General features: G+C 39.5%; 18 protein-coding genes. 12 read left to right on the forward strand and 6 right to left on the reverse strand.

Features of this window, described 5'->3' with window-relative positions:
- Nucleotides 1-33 precede the first annotated feature (33 nt).
- From E4S40_RS02175 to E4S40_RS02200, 6 genes are all read left to right on the forward strand, one after another.
- On the forward strand, nt 34-1,287 hold the full coding sequence (locus E4S40_RS02175; protein ID WP_135070201.1) for a DUF819 family protein: 1,254 nt from the start codon (nt 34-36) through the stop codon (nt 1,285-1,287).
- Nucleotides 1,288-1,297: 10 nt separating this feature from the next.
- Nucleotides 1,298-1,558: a (2Fe-2S) ferredoxin domain-containing protein gene (locus E4S40_RS02180; RefSeq protein WP_135070205.1), complete on the forward strand. Its 261-nt coding sequence runs from the start codon at nt 1,298-1,300 to the stop codon at nt 1,556-1,558.
- A gap of 185 nt (nt 1,559-1,743) precedes the next feature.
- Nucleotides 1,744-2,859 carry a hypothetical protein gene (locus E4S40_RS02185; RefSeq protein ID WP_135070208.1) on the forward strand — a complete coding sequence of 372 codons (1,116 nt, stop codon included), beginning with the start codon at nt 1,744-1,746 and terminating at the stop codon, nt 2,857-2,859.
- A 4-nt stretch (nt 2,860-2,863) separates the two neighbouring features.
- Complete coding sequence (locus E4S40_RS02190; RefSeq protein WP_135070211.1) at nt 2,864-3,823, forward strand: hypothetical protein; 960 nt, start codon at nt 2,864-2,866, stop codon at nt 3,821-3,823.
- 160 nt (nt 3,824-3,983) lie between these two features.
- Nucleotides 3,984-5,009, forward strand: coding sequence for a hypothetical protein (locus E4S40_RS02195; RefSeq protein ID WP_135070214.1), 1,026 nt, complete (start codon nt 3,984-3,986; stop codon nt 5,007-5,009).
- Between the two features lie 180 nt (nt 5,010-5,189).
- Nucleotides 5,190-5,942, forward strand: coding sequence for an SDR family NAD(P)-dependent oxidoreductase (locus E4S40_RS02200; RefSeq protein WP_135070217.1), 753 nt, complete (start codon nt 5,190-5,192; stop codon nt 5,940-5,942).
- 85 nt (nt 5,943-6,027) lie between these two features.
- Here E4S40_RS02200 and E4S40_RS02205 read toward each other — a convergent pair whose 3' ends face one another.
- The 5 genes from E4S40_RS02205 to E4S40_RS02225 are packed head-to-tail and all read right to left on the reverse strand — an operon-like array spanning nt 6,028 to nt 8,895.
- Nucleotides 6,028-6,222, reverse strand: coding sequence for a cold-shock protein (locus E4S40_RS02205; RefSeq protein ID WP_024282374.1), 195 nt, complete (start codon nt 6,220-6,222; stop codon nt 6,028-6,030).
- A 41-nt stretch (nt 6,223-6,263) separates the two neighbouring features.
- Nucleotides 6,264-6,458, reverse strand: coding sequence for a cold-shock protein (locus E4S40_RS02210; protein WP_202615317.1), 195 nt, complete (start codon nt 6,456-6,458; stop codon nt 6,264-6,266).
- Nucleotides 6,459-6,462: 4 nt separating this feature from the next.
- Nucleotides 6,463-6,708, reverse strand: a complete 246-nt coding sequence (locus E4S40_RS02215) for a cold-shock protein (RefSeq protein ID WP_135070220.1) — start codon at nt 6,706-6,708, stop codon at nt 6,463-6,465.
- Between the two features lie 10 nt (nt 6,709-6,718).
- Nucleotides 6,719-7,915, reverse strand: a complete 1,197-nt coding sequence (locus E4S40_RS02220) for a DEAD/DEAH box helicase (RefSeq protein WP_135070223.1) — start codon at nt 7,913-7,915, stop codon at nt 6,719-6,721.
- A 2-nt stretch (nt 7,916-7,917) separates the two neighbouring features.
- The gene (locus E4S40_RS02225; protein WP_237563108.1) at nt 7,918-8,895 is read right to left on the reverse strand and encodes a fatty acid desaturase family protein; all 978 of its coding nucleotides are present in this window, start codon (nt 8,893-8,895) and stop codon (nt 7,918-7,920) included.
- 638 nt (nt 8,896-9,533) lie between these two features.
- Between E4S40_RS02225 and E4S40_RS02230 the strand changes: the two genes are divergently transcribed.
- The 5 genes from E4S40_RS02230 (at nt 9,534) to E4S40_RS02250 (ending at nt 16,559) form a co-directional block, all read left to right on the forward strand.
- A complete protein-coding gene (locus tag E4S40_RS02230; RefSeq protein WP_135070229.1) occupies nt 9,534-9,956 on the forward strand; it encodes a hypothetical protein in 423 nt (140 codons plus the stop codon).
- 112 nt (nt 9,957-10,068) lie between these two features.
- Entirely contained in the window at nt 10,069-11,157 is a 1,089-nt protein-coding gene (locus tag E4S40_RS02235) for an efflux RND transporter periplasmic adaptor subunit (RefSeq protein WP_135070232.1), read from the forward strand.
- Nucleotides 11,158-11,185: 28 nt separating this feature from the next.
- Nucleotides 11,186-14,440: an efflux RND transporter permease subunit gene (locus E4S40_RS02240; protein ID WP_135070235.1), complete on the forward strand. Its 3,255-nt coding sequence runs from the start codon at nt 11,186-11,188 to the stop codon at nt 14,438-14,440.
- Nucleotides 14,430-15,884, forward strand: a complete 1,455-nt coding sequence (locus E4S40_RS02245) for a TolC family protein (RefSeq protein WP_135070238.1) — start codon at nt 14,430-14,432, stop codon at nt 15,882-15,884. The genes E4S40_RS02240 and E4S40_RS02245 overlap by 11 nt, the downstream gene beginning before the upstream one ends.
- A gap of 207 nt (nt 15,885-16,091) precedes the next feature.
- A complete protein-coding gene (locus E4S40_RS02250; protein ID WP_202615319.1) occupies nt 16,092-16,559 on the forward strand; it encodes a hypothetical protein in 468 nt (155 codons plus the stop codon).
- Between the two features lie 80 nt (nt 16,560-16,639).
- Here E4S40_RS02250 and E4S40_RS02255 read toward each other — a convergent pair whose 3' ends face one another.
- Nucleotides 16,640-16,840, reverse strand: coding sequence for a dodecin family protein (locus tag E4S40_RS02255; protein WP_135070241.1), 201 nt, complete (start codon nt 16,838-16,840; stop codon nt 16,640-16,642).
- Between the two features lie 308 nt (nt 16,841-17,148).
- On the opposite strand from E4S40_RS02255, the gene E4S40_RS02260 reads away from it, so the two are divergent.
- Nucleotides 17,149-17,775 (forward strand): class I SAM-dependent methyltransferase, encoded by a 627-nt coding sequence (locus E4S40_RS02260; RefSeq protein WP_135070243.1) that lies wholly within the window; start codon nt 17,149-17,151, stop codon nt 17,773-17,775.
- Nucleotides 17,776-17,779: the final 4 nt, after the last annotated feature.

The following is a 17,779-nucleotide window of genomic DNA, read 5'->3' on the forward strand; positions in this document are numbered from 1 at the left end:
TTGGTATTGTTGTAAGGAGATCAACTTGGAATTATGGAATCAGCACAACCTCTCATTACCAATGATGCCATCGTATTTGGCCTTTTGTTGGCTATTTTAGCATTTGTTTTTAGCACAGCTTCCAGTAAGAATAAATTTTTTCAGAAGTTTTATAGAGTGGTTCCTACTGTTTTGCTCTGCTATTTCATTCCGGCTATTTTCAATTCTTTGGGTATAATTTCCGGCGAAGCATCTCGCTTGTATTTTGTTGCAAGCCGCTATTTACTTCCTGCTTCTTTGGTTTTGTTTACCCTAAGTATCGATCTCAAAGGGATATTAAAATTAGGTCCAAAGGCTTTGACCATGTTCCTCGCTGGAACATTGGGAATTATGTTGGGAGGACCGATGGCATTGTTTACCGTTGGACTTATTCAGCCCGAAGTATTGGGAGGAAGCGGCCCCATGGAAATATGGCGCGGACTGGCTACGATCGCAGGTTCTTGGATTGGAGGAGGAGCAAACCAAACAGCCATGTTGGAGGTCTTTGAAGCAGATGCGGATTTGTTTGCCCAAATGATCGCTGTTGATGTTTTGGTAGCTAATTTATGGATGGCTTTCCTATTGTATTGGGCTGCAAAACCAGAAAAGCTGGATAAATTGTTCAAGGCTGATACTACTGCCATTTATGAACTTCGGGATAAAATCGCTGATTTTCGTTCCAAAATTATGCGAATCCCAACGCTTTCAGATAGTATGGTGATCTTGGGTGTTGCTTTTGGAATAACCGGCATTTCCCATTGGATAGCGGATACAGTAGCCCCATTCATTGGAGAAAATTATCCTCAATTGAAGGATTACTCTTTGGATTCTGCTTTTTTCTGGATTGTCGTGGTGGCCACGACAGCTGGATTAGGCTTGTCATTCACAAAGGCCAGAAATTTGGAGGGGGCAGGGGCTTCCCGTTTTGGGTCAATCTTTTTATACATTTTGGTAGCGACTATTGGAATGCAAATGGACCTAGGGGCAGTTTTGGATAACCCTATTCTCTTTGTTATCGGTATTTTGTGGATGTTCTTCCATATCCTGATTATGCTGTTGGTGGCTTGGATAATTAAAGCTCCTTTTTTCTACGTGGCAGTTGGCTCCCAAGCGAATGTAGGTGGAGCCGCATCAGCACCGATTGTTGCAGGAGCATTTGATGCTTCTTTAGCTCCTGTAGGCGTTTTGTTGGCCGTACTTGGCTATGCGGTAGGTACCTATGGGGCATATCTTTGCGGCTTAATGATGCAGGCAGTTTCGGGCATGTAAAAAAATAAAAATGAAGCATAAGCGGGAATTGGTCTTTGTTTGTACAGGTTCGGACTGTAAAAAAGCTGGTGCAAAAGCGATTCGGAAGCATTTAAAGGAGGATTTGAAATCCGGTCCCCTAAAAGGTCAATGTAAGTTGATCCAAACCAAATGCATGGATCTTTGTAAGTCTGCCCCTGTGGTGATCGTAGGGGATCATTTTTGCAAAAAAACAGATGCAGAAAAGGTGGCTACGATCCTCAAGAAATCATTATCCAATAAATTAGCTTAAACTTTTATTTAGTAAAAAGTCAATAATTATTGGCGAATTCAAATCGAATTTATCTTTTATCAAAAAAATTAGGCTACCAATTATTTTTTAAAAATTTCACTTTTACATTCGTCTATTTTAATTTCTATTTGAAATTAAAATAGACTGTATCCATTTTCCCGGCTCTTTTAAATTCTAATTTATTTATGAGGAAATTCTTTTTCCAATTTGCTGTAATCATTTTGTTGATTCAGCTTTTTTCAACTGAGCTTTTGGCTCAGCGAAATGACTACATAGTCCTTAATGACACTATCTTTTCGGAAGGATATATCAAGCAAGAATATTCAGAGATAACGTCCACTATTTACTTCCGAAAAACCAAAAAAGAACCTTGGAATAAGTATTCTAATACTCAGGTTAAGGAATATTATTTTTCAAAAAGGAAATATTATGCAAAGGAGATTGAGCGGGGAAATGGGAGGGAATTCATCTTCCTTAAACTTATCCCCAATCAACTAGAAGGTGTAAATCTCTACAGGTCAACGGATCAAAAAATGCAATTTTTTCTGGAGAAGGAGGGGAGTATTCAACTTTTGGATGAATCATACCGAGAGGTTCTTCGCCAAACTGTAGCAAATGCTGAATTGGATCCCTTATTGGAAATCACCCATTTTACCGGGGAAGATATGGCTTATTTTTTATCGGAAGCTGGTACTTTCAAAAAGCCCAGAACTTATTCTAAACGAGTAGGAGTAACGCCCTTTTCTGGAGTAATTCAAACAATAAATAGGTTTCAGCTTCCTAATACCAATCAATTGGCTAGAGTTACTGGAGCTGGGTGGCAGCTAGGAACAGATATGGAAATTCAGGTGAACCGATTAAGAAATGTTTCGCTACACTTGAGACCAAGTTTTTCGAGTTCAAGCGGTTCCGATTTCATAATCTTTCGAGATGGAGGGAATGCTTTTGAGACAGATAGCTACCTATCCCAAACAATTTTTCAACTTCCGCTTTCTGGTAAATTTCACCTGGATTTGGTGCCGAATTCTTGGAGAGCTTTTGGGGAAGTTGGTTATGGTATATCATTCATAAACCTTCAAGAAAGCTCCCTGCAAATTGCTGAAATTCAGGAAGGTTCTGTCACTACATATGTCAGGGATTTTGAGCTTAATGGACTTTATAATGGTTTTGTTGGTGGATTAGGAATCGAAAAATATCTCAGTAAAGGTAGAGCTTTGATTATCGGAATTCATTATTCTTCAATGAGTTCTGGTGTAGAGAAATTTGCAGAAACTTCCATGTTTGTTGGATTTAAATTTTAAGACTATGAAGCGATTTATTTTCCACCTAGTAACCCTACTTCCATTGATTTTTTTCGGATGTCAAGAAGCAGAAAATTTCACCCCTCGGGATTATTCTTTTATCCAATCCCAAGAAATCCATTCAGTGGATGCCTCTGGAGCAACTATAGACTTTAATATCATTGATCCGGGAATTTTTCCCATTGTTTCTTATGGGGTAGAATATGTCGAAAAAGAACTTTTTGAAAGACCCTTCTTTGAAGGTCCCTTCTTGGTAGAAGAGGTGGAAGGAGAGCCAAGTTCTGAGGCTTTATCCATTCGAATGGAAACTGATTTGATTTCGGGAGTTGAATATGTAGCTCGACCATTTATAAAAAGTAATAAGCTCACTGTATACGGTGAATTTTTGTCATTTACAGCACAAGGATCAAAAGCGCCGATTATATCAGAAGTTAGTTCTTCTGTCTTAGGTATGCGACTGGAGATTACCATTCGAGGAAATAATTTCAGTCAAAGACCTCAAAATAACCGAATAGTCGTACCTGGATTAGAAGATTACTTTGAATTTGAAATTTTAGAATCTTCGAAGGAGTCACTTAGAGTAAGGGTCAACAAAAAAATTCTAAAAGAATCCTATAGTGATGACGAACGCTATGACCTTGTTTTGAACGTTCAAGGTCAAGAGGCGATACTTTCAAGTTTATTTACAGTAGGTTATCCCCGGATTTCCCAGATTAATACTTTAAAAGCCCGTGTAGGAGATGAAATTATTGTAGATCTGATTTTGGAAGAAGAAAGAGAATTTCTGTATATCACCTTAAATTATGAACGGGCAAATTTTTTGGCTCTTCCTCTGCAGCGAATAGGGGGGAATCAATACAGAACAGTTTTAACTCCTTACCCAACTGGTAAGCATATCTTAGGGTTTTTAATGGAGGGAATTTACAATGTCTATCCTGAGGAATTTGAAATATTAGAGGATTGAAGTTTTTTAAAATTTCGATCAAAAGATCGTCTTTTGTTCAGCAGAAAAATAGGGCATTTGACGTATTTCAAACTAATCTCTTCAGATCATAAATTTAGCCTGTAAAACTTTCAATAATCAGGTTTTTAAATTTAAAAATGGTCAATAAAAACAATCAATTATGAAGAGATCAATTCTTTTTGCAGCTGTAGGGTTATTTTTTTCAACCCACCTGCAGGCTCAAGTTTCGTTTAATGGTATAGGCGAAAAGGGCTTTTACAACAAAACGATTAAGGGGGCTGAAGCATTTGTTTTGCCTCAAATGAGCTTGAATTTTGAGACTTTTGTCGAGACTGGGGTCGTGGTTCAGGAAAGTGGCTTAAGTCGAGCAACGAATAACTTTTCCGCTATGAGTAAAGGAGGTAGTTATGTAGGCCAAACTGGTTCTGCTAGGGCTACCACAATTCTAGATGCCGGGTTGGAATTGAGCGATTTTCAGCAGCTGGCAAATGATTTTCAAAAAATCATGGAAGAAGAGATTGCAAATGCAGGTTTTAAAGTAGTATCTCTTCCAGATGCACGAGCTATGGAATCTTTTGGAAAGATTGCTGAGCGTTATGATGCGAAAGCTGAGCGCAAAGAAGGAAAAACTAAAGAAGAGGATATAGGAGTAGGTACGATTCAGGTTTTTCCTGATGGAAGCATTTTCATATTTAATGATAAATCCGTGGCACGGGGTGGAGGCGTAGCATTCGTGGGTATGATGAAGAAATTCTACGGTGAGACAGATGCTGTGATATTACTTCAAAACATTGACATTGATTTTTCAACAGTTGAATTAAAGGTAGGTCTCGAGGCAGGGGTAAAAAGAAAAGTGACTTCAGCGGATGTTCAAGTCTTCCCAAAAATGAGGATTTCAAAAGCAACTTTTGATTTCATTGGAAAAATTGGCTCTCCAAATAATGTCTCGGCTAACTTAGAGGGTGATTTTGTTTCCGAAAAACCATACAAGGCCCGTATTTATCAGGACAAAACAAAAAGCGATAGTTTCATTAAAAAGTTTTTTGCTGTTAATCCCCCAAATATTGATTTCGATCCTTTTATAGTTGAAATGACAAAAGAAGATTACATAGCAGCAGCAAGGGATTTATTCCGTGATTATGCGAAAGAGTTTGCCAAGGTTTTGGTAGTTGGGGTAAACAAGTAAAAATGATTGAATCAGGAAGCCGGAGATAATTTTTCTCCGGTTTTTTTGTTTCCTGATTTTTGTCAGAAACATCAAAAAATAGATGAAAATCGAGTCCATATTTTTTTAAAATCCGTTTTTTAAAAGAGGAGTGATATCTCTCATTTAGTTTGATTTTCAACTATTTAAAAACAAGAAATCATGAAAACTTTAGAAAATAAAGTCGCAATTATTACAGGTGCAGCATCAGGTATTGGAAAAGCAGCCGCATTTTTATTTGCTAAAGAAGGAGCTAAAGTGGTGGTTTCGGATATCGATGAAAAGCAAGGCAAGGAAGTGGTAGAAGATATTAAAAAGGATGGAGGAGATGCCTATTTTTTTAAGGCGGATACGTCCAAACCTGAGGAAAATGAAGCGCTGGTAGCTGCTACGGTGAAAAAATATGGAAGGCTCGATATTGCAGTTAATAATGCCGGTATTGGTGGACCTTTAGCTGAAACGGAGGATTATCCCTTGGATGGATGGCAAAAGGTAATTTCGGTGAACCTATCTGGTGTCTTTTACGGAATGCATTATCAACTAGCAGCCATGGAAAAAAATGGAGGAGGAGTAATCGTGAATATTGCTTCTATTTTGGGTATGGTTGGTACTCGAATGTCTCCAGCTTATGTATCAGCAAAACACGGTGTTGTTGGTCTGACTAAGGCCACAGCCTTGGAATACGCAGCAAAAAATATACGAGTGAATTCCATTGGTCCGGGTTATATTTTAACTCCATTGCTTACCAATAATCTAGATGCAGAAACTTTAAAATCAGTAGAAGCTTTGCATCCAATTGGAAGGCTGGGAGAAGCTGAAGAAGTTGCAGAATTGATTTTGTGGTTGAGTTCGCCTAAGTCTTCCTTTGTGACTGGTTCTTATTATCCTATTGATGGAGGTTATTTGGCTCAGTAAAGAGACTTGAGTTTTATGATGTTCGGAAAACAAAAAAGGTGGAATTGTAAAATTCCACCTTTTAATTTTTAAAGCTAGGTAGCTTTTATCCTACAACCTTCACATTCACTGCGTTGATTCCTTTTTTTCCTTGTACGGTATCATAAGTGACTTTGTCATTTTCTCTGATTTCATGTACAAGACCGCTGATATGGACAAAAACGTCCTCGCTATTATCCGCTGGAGTGATGAATCCAAAGCCTTTAGATTCATTAAAGAATTTTACTGTTCCTTCGTTCATGATTTTTTGATTTTAATACTTTTTAAAGATGGTTGATCGTATTAGCCAATGACTTTTACGTTTACCGCATTGATTCCTTTTTTACCTTGAACTAGATCAAAAGTAACTCGGTCATTTTGACGGATTTCGTCAACGAGTCCGCTGAAATGCACGAATACATCTTCGCTCTTGTCAGATGGGGTAATGAAACCAAAACCTTTGGTGTCATTAAAGAATTTTACTGTTCCTTCATTCATAATTTTACTTGTTTTGTGCAGCACCTTTGCTGTATGATTTGTTTTGATTTAATTGTTTTTTTGGTGTGGGTGGCTCAGGAGGAGAGTCGGAAAAGTTTCCGAATTCGTCTACATAAACCATCATATTTTCAAGACTTCCGTCTTTAGGTTGGGCTTTTCTTTCAAGCTTTTTCTCGAATTTTTCCTTTTTCTTTCTCTGCTTGAGCTGGGCTTTTTGTTTTTTGATAAATGAGTTTTGGTTTTTTGACATAAAGAGATGTTCAATTTATAAAGGTGATTGCTCGGCCCGTTTTTCCAGCCCGCCCAGTTCGGCCGATTCGGTGGATATATGAATCCATCGTCATGGGCAGTTGATAGTTGATGACATGACTTACATCAGCGACATCAATTCCCCTCGCGGCGACATCCGTCGCTACAAGTACCCGAATGGTTCCTAATTTGAAATCATTCAGCATTTTATTTCTGAAATTTTGGGATTTATTCCCATGAATCTGTCCGGAAGGAATCCCATTTTGATTGAGTTTTTTAGACAGTCGATCAGCAAGGCGTTTGGTCTCAGTGAATAGGATAACCTTCTTCAGAGCTCCATCCTGAAACAAGTCCTGCAACATCAAAAACTTATCTTTTCCTTCAGGAACTCGAATGGTTTCCTGTTCTATATGCTCATTCGCAACAGTACCGGAATCCACATGAATTTCTTGAGGATTATCCAATAATTCATCAATCAGTTTTTGCTGGGCTTTGTCTAAGGTTGCTGAAAAAAGAAGCGTTTGCTCCCGTGAACCGATTAGTGTAACCAAGCGCTTGACATCGTGGATAAATCCCATGTCTAGCATTCGGTCAAATTCATCCAAAACAAGTGTTTTAACCTGGTTTAAATGAAGTGCCTTTTGATTTGATAAGTCTAAAAGCCTTCCAGGTGTACCTATGATTACATGAGGCTTTTGTGCCAAATGCTTGAAATCAGAATTGATATTTGTTCCTCCAATAAAGGTTGCGCATCGAAGATTCATTCCTAAGGTTAATCCCCGAAACTCATCTCCAATTTGTAAGGCCAATTCCCTTGTAGGTGCAACGATCAAAATGGAAGATGCTAAGGGTCTCTCCAAAAGCTGAGTGATAATCGGTATCAAAAATGCAGCTGTCTTTCCAGAGCCTGTTCTAGCAATGGCAAGCATATCTCTTCCATCTAACAACACAGGAATTGCCTGTTCTTGAATAGGGGTAAGATACTCATAGCCTTTCTTTTGAATATTTACTTGAAGCTTTGAATGAAGTTCAAGGTCATCGAATCGTGTCTCAGTTTTTGAGTTTGAATTAATAGGAGTTGCTTTGGCCTTTTTGACCAAAAGACTGGGATCCAAAGAAGAGACAGGTTTTCGTTTCGTTTGTTGTCTTCCTGAAGATGTATGGTTGTCCCGACGATTGGGACGAGTATTTTTTCTAAATGTGTTCATAATTAAAATGATTTGCTTTTCACAGGGACAGTTTCTAATGTTCCCAAGTGGTGAAGCATTTGAAAATGGGCTTTTAGGGCCTCCAAAAATGTTTTTTTAGAATAGTAGGGCAGTTGAAATTCAGCTGCAGTTTTTCTGACAATAGGAGCGATGTTTCGATAGTGGACATGACAGATATCCGGAAACAAATGATGCTCGATTTGATAATTTAAGCCTCCAATCATCCAAGAAAAGATTCGGCTTTTAGGGGAGTAATTACAAGTGGTGACCAATTGATGGACAAGCCGTTCTCCTTCGACAATTCCTTGTTCGTCCATTTGCGGAAATACCACATCAGGCATAATATGAGCCGTCTGAAAGACTAAGGAGATACAAAGTCCAGTCACGAAATGAAGGGAAAGGAAGGCTAATAGAATTTCCCAAATCCCAAAAGGAGAGAAGATTAATGGTAGTCCTAGGGTAAAGGTGAAATAGACTACTTTCCAAGCTAAAATCTTAAGAAAGGTATTTCTATAGCTATTTTTTCCTTTGATAAGCCCCATTTTATGGTAGCGATTCAGGCGGATAAAATCTTTGGTAGTCACCCAAGAAAGGGTGGATAATCCATAAAAGAACCAGGTATACCAATGCTGGTAGGGATGTAGTCGATTTTTCTTGGCATGAGGAGAAAACCTCAGAAATGCAGGTGGTACATTGATGTCATCATCTCCTTCGTGAATATTTGTGAAGCTATGATGAAGCACATTGTGCTGAACTCTCCACATAGTGGCATTGGCTCCTACCATGTTCAAAGTATATCCTAAAAGTTTGTTGATTTTAGGATTAGAAGAATAGGTTCCATGAATGGCATCATGCATGATTCCCATCCCGATACCGGCCATTCCAAATCCACTAAGGATGAATGCAGCAAAAAGCTGCCAGGTATGGGTAAGCCAACCGGAACTGACTAGTAAAACTGGTACAAAATAGATAGAGAGCATGAAAATGGTCTTGAGGACCATCTCTGCATTTCCGAATTTACTTTGTTGGGTAGATTTGAAATAGGAATTGACGCGACTGCGTAGGGTAATTGAGAAATCAGAAAGAGCTGATTCCGAAAATCGAATGGCTTTAATAAGAAGGGTTGTTAATTAAAATAAGAATGGTACTCAAGATGTTGTTAAATCAAACTGCGGCATTCAATTCGTCGCTGGATCTAATCCAGAATTGGAATTAAAAAGTAGAAGAAAAGAATTGAAACCGTGGGAAATAACTCTTGATTTGCTACTTGTGGCAGGGAAATTACCGATGCTATAAGATAGAAAGATGTGCCTTACTTTTAAGATTTTGCATTTCTATCCGCTACAAAGGTACGGAAACATTCGGGCTTTATACTATCCGTGTCTTTTTATTTTCAAAAGTTTAGGTCATTTGGTTTGATAATGAATGAAGGAATCTCAGCCATCTTGTTTAAAATGGTGATTTTGAGCTAAAATTGATTCTGAAAAGTTCTCTAAAATATTTTTCAAAAATTGAAACTTTTATCCTCAACTTCCACTTTTGAATCAAATTGGTGTATTCTTTGCAGGTTTGAAAAAAAATCTTTTGGATATATGAAAAATATTCAAATACCTTTGTAATGATGTGTAGAAAATCCTACAGGGTTATTGGACTGATGACAGTGATCTCCTCACTGCTTCTGACTTTTTTCGTCCCAGGACTGTCTTCTGGGTTGCAGCTCTCCAACTACATCCAGCAGGATCAAGAAAAAGTAGCTTCGTTTGATGCTTCTGATGAGGCTACCATCGTTTTAAATAGCTCCGATGAGCTAAAATCTCAAGCAAATCTTCTCTTTTCTGTAGAACCAGAGGGCTTGGAGCAGGTCGAGGAAAGTTTCCTTGATTTGGATTCAGAACTCAAGCTTGCAATTTCAGCTATTTGGTTTTGCCTTTTGGCAATAAGCCTTGGAAAAGATCAGACGCGTTTTCTACGTTTCTACAAAAACTTCTTCAAACCGATTCCAAATCGGTTACACATCTACCACTGCGTTTATCGTATTTAGGATTTTTTGATTGGGCCTAAAAGTCCATGGTATGGGTTCCCGAGCAAGTATGCCTATCGACGCTCAGGTACCGATTTAATTTCTTTTTACCTACAATTCAAAATTCATAAATATGAAAACTAACAGGAATATTCTGTTCCTAGCAGTGGGCTGTGCGATGTTTTTGGCATCCTGCGGTTCATCACATAATACACATGAAGAAACTGCCACATTCAAAGTTTCTCAACCTATTAAACAAGACACAGTCTTAATCAAAGAATATGTGAGTCAAATCCGGGCCATTCAACACATTGAATTGCGGGCCTTGGAGAAAGGGTACCTTCAGAAAATATTTGTGGATGAAGGGCAACATGTCAAGAAAGGACAGCTTCTCTTTCAAATTCAGCCTACGATCTATCAAGCTGAATTTCAAAAGGCAAAATCTGAGGTTGAATTTGCGCGGGTGGAATATGAAAACACTAAAGCGCTAGCAGACAAAAATATCGTTTCCCAAAACGAAGTTGCTTTAGCAAAGGCACAATTGGAGAAAGCCAAGGCGGAAATGGCTTTGGCAGAAACTCATTTAAGCTTCACTGAGCTTCGGGCTCCTTTCGATGGAATTGTCGGAAAATTCGAGGAAGTGCGTTTGGGAAGTTTATTGGATGAGGGGGAATTGTTAACCACGCTTTCTGATAACAGTAAAATGTGGGTATACTTCAACGTTCCAGAAGCGGAATATTTGGATTATGCCATGACCGAAAAGGATACAGCGGAAATGGTTCAGTTGCGATTAGCCAATAACCGGGTCTTTCCTGAATCAGGTATTATCGAAACCATCGAATCCGACTTTAACAACGCGACTGGTAACATTGCTTTTCGTGCTACCTTTTCCAATCCTAATGGTTTGTTGCGACATGGTCAAACGGGAAATATCTTATGGCCTAAGCCTTTGGATGAGGTAACCATGATTCCACAGAAAGCCACTTTTGAGGTCTTGGACAAGAAGTTTGTCTACTTAGTGGATGATGAAGGAAATGTTAGATCTCAAGAGATCAAAATAGAAGGGGAACTCAACCATGTTTATTTGGTCAGTGCTGGGTTGACGACCCAGGATAAGTTTCTTTTGGAAGGCCTTAGAAAGGTGCAAAACGGCGGAAAAATTCATTTCGAATTGGTCAAGCCTGAGGAAGTATTTGAGGGATTGCATTTGCATGCCGAATAAGTTCCATTCACCTTAAAATCCGAAAGAAATGTTTAAAGATATTTTAAGAAGGCCTGTATTGGCCATTGTAGTCTCCTTCATGATTGTGTTTGTGGGATTACTGGCCATTACCCAACTGCCTATTTCGCAGTTTCCTGAAATCGCACCGACCACGGTCAATATCTTTGTGGCCTATCCGGGTTCCAGTGCGGATGTGTTGACCAAGTCCACTTTGATTCCTTTGGAAACCTCTATCAACGGGGTTCAAGGGATGCGCTACATTGCTTCTGATGCAACTAGTGCCGGTGAGGGTACCATTCGAGTGGTTTTCGAACCCGGAACAGATCCAAACCAAGCGGTGGTCAGGGTAAAGACCCGTGTTGACCAGGTCATGCCAAACTTACCTCCTTTGGTACAAAGGGAAGGTGTGATCATTACTCCGGTTCAGCCAAGTATGCTCTTGTACGTTGATATCTACGGCGAAGAGGGCGCTGATATTGATGAAAAATTCCTGTATAACTATGCCTATACACGGATTATCCCGGAATTGCAGCGGATCAACGGGATTGCACAAGCTCAGATCCTAGGTTCCCGAAAATATGCCATGCGTGTCTGGTTAAAATTGGACCGTATGCGTGCTTACAAAATTTCTGCGGAGGAAGTGCTTATGGCAATGGAAGAGCAAAGTGTGATCGCTCGTCCAGGTCGATTGGGACAAAGTTCTGGTAAGCAAGCACAATCCGTGGAGTATGTATTGACTTATCAAGGTCGATTCAATGAGCCTGAGCAATATGAAAACATCATTATCCGAAGTAATGAGGAAGGAGAGTTAATCAAACTGAAGGATATAGCTGAGGTCGAATTGGGAAGTGAATTTTTTGATATTTACTCCAATTTGGACGGTAGGCCATCATCTTCTATCGTACTTAAGCAAACTCCAGATAGTAATGGTAGTGAGGTAATCGAACAGGTAAAGGAAAAACTCAAAGAATTAGAAGTTGATTTTCCTGAAGGGGTTCATTACGAATACAGCTATGACGTATCTAAATTTTTGGATGCGTCCATTGAGCAGGTAGTTCATACCATTCGTGATGCCTTTATTCTAGTGGCTTTGGTGGTGTTCCTTTTCTTGGGTGATTGGCGGTCAACATTGATCCCTATCATCGCTGTACCGGTTTCATTGATCGGAGCATTTTTTGTCCTGCAGCTCTTTGGTTTATCGATCAACCTGATTACACTGTTCGCTTTGGTATTGGCCATTGGTGTGGTAGTGGATGATGCGATTGTGGTGGTGGAAGCCGTTCACGCCAAAATGGAAGAAGATCCACATTTGACACCTTATAAAGCAACACAAAAGGCTTTAGGAGAATTGAGTGGTGCGATCATCGCAATTACCTTGGTGATGACTTCGGTATTCGTCCCGATTGCCTTTATGAGCGGTCCTGTTGGGGTTTTCTATCGTCAATTCTCAATCACCATGGCGAGCTCTATTGTGATTTCCGGAATTGTTGCTTTGACCTTGACACCGGTATTGTGTGCGATGATTTTGAGAAATCATCATGGAAAACGAAAGAAATCCCTTTTCGATCGATTCATCGATGGCTTCAACCGCATCTTTGAAAGATTCACAGGCCACTACATTAGTGTGTTGAATGTGATTGTAGCCCGACGAATTGTAACCTTTGGAATCTTGGGAATATTCATTGCTGGAATTATCTACACCAATAAGATTCTTCCTTCCGGTTTTGTGCCAAATGAAGATCAGGGAACCATCTATGCCATTATTCAAACACCTCCCGGATCAACCTTGGAATTGACCAATAAGGTTGCCCAAGAACTGCAGCAAATTGCAGAAGAAGTGGAAGGGATCGAATCTGTAACCTCTTTGGCTGGATATGAAATCATGACAGAAGGCCGAGGTTCGAATGCAGGTACCTGCTTGATCAACCTTAAGCCTTGGTCTGAGCGCGACAAAAGCGTGCATGAAATCATGGAAGAGTTGGAGGAAGAAACCAAGGATTTGGGAGCAGTAGTCGAATATTTTGAGCCCCCTGCAGTACCGGGTTTTGGTTCCTCTGGTGGTTTTTCTCTTCGTCTGTTGGATAAAACTGGTGGAGATACCGACTACGATGAATTTGACAAGATTAACCAAGAGTTTCTAGCTGCTCTCCGTGAGCGAAAAGAACTCAAAGGATTGTTTACCTTCTTTGCTGCCAATTATCCACAATACCATTTGGAGATTGATAATCAGGCTGCCATGCAAAAAGGGGTAACCATCGGGAAAGCCATGGAAAACCTGAATATCCTCATTGGTAGTACCTATGAACAAGGTTTTATTCGTTTTGGTCGATTCTTCAAGGTTTATACCCAAGCGGCGCCGGAATTCAGACGTTATCCTTCCGATTTGACGGATTTGTTTGTGAAAAATGAGGAGGGTGAGATGGTTCCTTATTCATCTTTTATGAAGGTGACCAAAACCCAAGGGCCAAACGAGATTACTCGATACAACCTCTTCAATTCCGCAGCGATTCGTGGATTACCCGCTGAAGGCTTTACGACTGGTGATGCTATTCAAGCAATTCGGGAAGTAGCTGCTCAGACACTTCCAAAAGGCTATGACATCGCTTGGGAAGATTTGTCATTTGACGAATCACGACGGGGTAATGAGGCCATCTATATTTTCGCTGTAGTAGTACTCTTTGTTTACCTGGTTTTGGCTGCCCAATATGAAAGTTTTGTATTGCCTCTGGCAGTGCTTCTTTCTCTACCTATAGGGATTTTCGGTTCATTCGCCATGCTCAAACTCATGGGATTGGCTAATGACGTGTATGCCCAGATTGGTATGATTATGTTGATTGGATTGCTGGGTAAAAACGCTGTATTGATTGTGGAATTTGGGGTGCAGCGTCACCGTGAAGGTGCCACGGTTTTGGCAGCGGCTATCGAAGGTGCCAAGATGCGTTTCCGTCCGATTTTGATGACTTCCTTTGCATTTATTGCTGGTTTGATTCCATTGGTTATTGCACATGGCGCTGGAGCTGTGGGAAACAAAACCATCGGTTCATCAGCCATGGGAGGGATGTTTTTGGGTACGATGATCGGGGTCTTAGTGATTCCTGGTCTCTACTACTTCTTTGGAAGTATGATTGAGGGTAAGAGTTTGTTGCAAAACGAGGCAGATTCTTCGCTTTCTGAAGCATTTGTTGAAGAGGGCCAAAACAGAGCATCGCTTTTGAAAAAGATTGCCAAACTCAGTGTGTTACTTCAAGCCGCAAAACGAAACAACAGAAAAAATGACAAGTAATCGTATAAAACTATATACAGGAGTTTCCTTGCTCATGATGATTGGTTTTTGGGGCTGTAAGTCTCAAGAGATCACCTTCAAAGAACCGACTTTGGACCTCCCTGAACAATATGATCAGCAACCAGAGGACACGAGTACCTTTGCTACGGTGGATTGGCGAAATTATTTCGAAGATGAGCATTTGAATGCTTTGATCGATTCGGCTTTGCTTCACAATCAGGAACTGAATATTGTCTTACAAGAGATAGAGATCAGTAAGAATGAAGTCCTTGAAAAGACAGGGGAATACCAGCCTTTTGTAAATCTTGGTTTAGGAGCTGGTGCCGAAAAACCCGGGAGATTCACTCTGGATGGTGCCGTAGAGCATAATTTGGAAATCAAAGAAGGAAAAGAATTCCCTGAACCTCTGGGTGACTTTGTGCTGGGAGCTACTGCTTCTTGGGAAGTGGATATATGGAGAAAGTTGCGCAATGCCAAGGATGCTGCACAGTTGCGTTACATAGCGCAAACAGAGGGAAAGAGCTTCTTGGTGACACAGTTGATTTCCGAGATAGCTGAATCCTATTATGAATTGATGGCTTTGGACAATTTGCTCAAAATCATCAATCAAAACTTGGAGATTCAAAAGGATGCTTTGGAAAAAGCCCGGCAATTGAAAGAGTATGCTAAAGCCAATCAATTGGTGGTCAATCGATTTGAGGCTCAATACCTAAATACCAAGAATCAACAGTATGCGATTCGGCAGAAATTGGTAGAGACGGAGAATCGGCTTTATTTCTTGACAGGGGCTTATCCTTCAAGAATACCAAGGAATTCAGATAAGATGATGGAGATTACCTTAGATAGCCTTCAAGCTGGAATTCCAGCCCAATTGCTAGAAAACCGTCCGGATATTCGTCAGGCTGAATTGGAAATGGCTGCCGCTAAACTGGACGTAAAATCAGCAAAGGCCAATTTCTATCCTCGATTGGATCTAAGGGCAGGTATTGGATATCAAGCTTTCAATCCTTCCTATTTGTTCAATCCTGAATCTCTAATATTCAATGCTGCAGGAGATTTGATGGCTCCTTTGATTAATAGGAAGGCAATTCAAGCCCAGTATAATATGGCTACAGCTCAGCAAATCCAATCTGTTATTTCTTACGAACAAACCTTGCTCCAAGCCTATACAGATGTGTTGAATCAGTTTGCCAAGTTGGATAATTACACCCAAAGTCTTGAAACAAAATCTCAAGAAGTGGAAGTGTTAAATCAATCGGTTGATGTAGCAAATAGCCTATTCCAGTTTGCCAAGGCCGACTATGTGGAAGTCTTGTTGACGCAAGAAGAGGTGCTCGATGCTCAGATGGAGTTGATCGAAACCAAATTGAAGCAGCTTCAAGCCAAAGTACAAATCTACAGAGCCTTAGGAGGTGGCTGGGATAAAGAAGCCGTAGTTGAGTGATAGGTAAAAAGATAGGCTTTTGACGGGAAACCATCCGGCTTTTGGCTGGATGGTTTTTTTGATTTAAAGGGACCCTTAATCAGATATAAAATGAGCTGATTTTTGGCTAAAACCCATTTTCCTGAAAAAACTTACCAGCTAACTTGATTATTGTCATGTTTCGGGTGATTGATAAAACTTAGGTTTGGAGATTAACTCTTATGCATTATGAATCACCTAGCATCGTTTGGAAGAGTTTCTCTCTTCATCATTTATTTCTGGTTTGGCTTGTTAAAAGTAATTGGAATTTCTCCAGCTGAACCTTTGGTCCACAATCTGTTCGATCAGCTTTTGGCAGGATTTATCCCATTTGATTTATTCAATCAAGCTTTTGGCCTCGCTGAATGTCTGATTGGAATAAGCTGGTTGGTTCCTCGATTCACTAAATGGGCTTTGTATATACTATTAGCTCATATGTCGATGACTTTTCTTCCGGTCTTTTTCTTACCGAATGACACATGGCAAACCTGGTTTACACCAACCTTGGTAGGTCAATACATCATCAAAAACTTTGCACTGATCTCCCTTGGTTTACTCATCTTCAAGGAATACCAATTGAGAGTTGCAATCAAATCACCTGAGCAAATAGCTAAGAATTTTATTGCAGAAGAAGTAAGGAGAAAAAGCGTCGCTTGAGAATAATTCCGTATTGGATTGAATTAAAAAATCTCCAGAAAACAAATCCTGGAGATTTTTCTTTCTTTTTCAAAAGTGATTTAATCCACTCTGAAGGAAACCTTACAAATAACTCCATAGGAGTTGATTTTTCCATCTTTCACATGAACCTTGATATCCTTGATATAAACCGAATCGATATTGTGGATGGTCTTGGATACTTCTGTAACTGCATTTTGAATTGCATCCTCAATACTTTTATCAGAGGAAGCAATAATTTCGAGGACTTTTACAATAGACATGGTGTTAAATTTTAGAGTTTGACATTTGGACATACAACCCCAAAAATCACTGTTTTTTGAAGGGGAAGTTGTTGATTTTGAATACTTTATAATTTACCCAATTTTCATCTGAAAAAATCTTTTTTATGGCTGATTTTCATCATATTAGTGGTTTTTACTTCCCTCTAAATTGACTTATGTGATAAGGTTTACTGAGTTTGATTTGCAAAATTTTAATATTTGGCCTTCATAAAATTAGGATGATCCAAGGCCCTTCTTGTAAGCTAGAAGATAAAAACAAATCCTGCTGTTCTTCTGAAAAAACCGGCATGGAAGAAATTTCTATTGCCAATCATTGGGACAAAGCCTATCTCAATAGTTCAGAAGATCAATTGGGATGGTTTGAAAATGATTTTAGTCCAAGTTTCCGTCTTATTAATCAATGCAACCTGGATTCAAATGATGCAGTTCTGTTGGTTGGGTCAGGAAGTAGCCGATTACCAGATGAATTATTATCAAATGGACTTTCCGAACTTTGGGTTTCTGAAATTAGTGAAGTAGCTCTTCAGGAAGTAAAAACAAGACTAGGAGAGCGTATTAATTACCGATTAGGTGATATTTTATCATCCGAAACTTTGGAAGGAGTTCCTTCAGTAAAATTATGGTTTGATCGGGCCGTGATGCATTTTTTCATGGAAGAGAAAGAGCAGACCTCCTATTTTCAGAATCTAAAGGAAAAAGTAAGGCTAGGAAGCTATGTGATTTTTGCTGAATTCCATCTTTCTGGAGCTGACAAATGTTCAGGTTTATCGGTCTTCAGATATGATGAAAAAATATATCAGGAGCGATTGGGAGAGGAATTTATCTTATTGGATTCCTTTATCCATAGCTATTTCATGCCCTCTGGACAAGAACGACCATATATTTACGCTCTTTTCCAAAGGAAAGATTCGTAGATAT

This window comes from Algoriphagus kandeliae (assembly GCF_004571135.1).
GTDB lineage: Bacteria > Bacteroidota > Bacteroidia > Cytophagales > Cyclobacteriaceae > Algoriphagus > Algoriphagus kandeliae.

Bases quoted from the DNA above. Each gene is read 5' to 3' on its own strand.
- E4S40_RS02175 (WP_135070201.1), top strand. From the start codon at position 34: ATGGAATCAGCACAACCTCTCATTACCAATGATGCCATCGTATTTGGC.
- E4S40_RS02180 (WP_135070205.1), top strand. From the start codon at position 1,298: ATGAAGCATAAGCGGGAATTGGTCTTTGTTTGTACAGGTTCGGACTGT.
- E4S40_RS02185 (WP_135070208.1), top strand. From the start codon at position 1,744: ATGAGGAAATTCTTTTTCCAATTTGCTGTAATCATTTTGTTGATTCAG.
- E4S40_RS02190 (WP_135070211.1), top strand. From the start codon at position 2,864: ATGAAGCGATTTATTTTCCACCTAGTAACCCTACTTCCATTGATTTTT.
- E4S40_RS02195 (WP_135070214.1), top strand. From the start codon at position 3,984: ATGAAGAGATCAATTCTTTTTGCAGCTGTAGGGTTATTTTTTTCAACC.
- E4S40_RS02200 (WP_135070217.1), top strand. From the start codon at position 5,190: ATGAAAACTTTAGAAAATAAAGTCGCAATTATTACAGGTGCAGCATCA.
- E4S40_RS02205 (WP_024282374.1), bottom strand. From the start codon at position 6,222: ATGAACGAAGGAACAGTAAAATTCTTTAATGAATCTAAAGGCTTTGGA.
- E4S40_RS02210 (WP_202615317.1), bottom strand. From the start codon at position 6,458: ATGAATGAAGGAACAGTAAAATTCTTTAATGACACCAAAGGTTTTGGT.
- E4S40_RS02215 (WP_135070220.1), bottom strand. From the start codon at position 6,708: ATGTCAAAAAACCAAAACTCATTTATCAAAAAACAAAAAGCCCAGCTC.
- E4S40_RS02220 (WP_135070223.1), bottom strand. From the start codon at position 7,915: ATGAACACATTTAGAAAAAATACTCGTCCCAATCGTCGGGACAACCAT.
- E4S40_RS02225 (WP_237563108.1), bottom strand. From the start codon at position 8,895: ATGCTCTCTATCTATTTTGTACCAGTTTTACTAGTCAGTTCCGGTTGG.
- E4S40_RS02230 (WP_135070229.1), top strand. From the start codon at position 9,534: ATGATGTGTAGAAAATCCTACAGGGTTATTGGACTGATGACAGTGATC.
- E4S40_RS02235 (WP_135070232.1), top strand. From the start codon at position 10,069: ATGAAAACTAACAGGAATATTCTGTTCCTAGCAGTGGGCTGTGCGATG.
- E4S40_RS02240 (WP_135070235.1), top strand. From the start codon at position 11,186: ATGTTTAAAGATATTTTAAGAAGGCCTGTATTGGCCATTGTAGTCTCC.
- E4S40_RS02245 (WP_135070238.1), top strand. From the start codon at position 14,430: ATGACAAGTAATCGTATAAAACTATATACAGGAGTTTCCTTGCTCATG.
- E4S40_RS02250 (WP_202615319.1), top strand. From the start codon at position 16,092: ATGAATCACCTAGCATCGTTTGGAAGAGTTTCTCTCTTCATCATTTAT.
- E4S40_RS02255 (WP_135070241.1), bottom strand. From the start codon at position 16,840: ATGTCTATTGTAAAAGTCCTCGAAATTATTGCTTCCTCTGATAAAAGT.
- E4S40_RS02260 (WP_135070243.1), top strand. From the start codon at position 17,149: ATGGAAGAAATTTCTATTGCCAATCATTGGGACAAAGCCTATCTCAAT.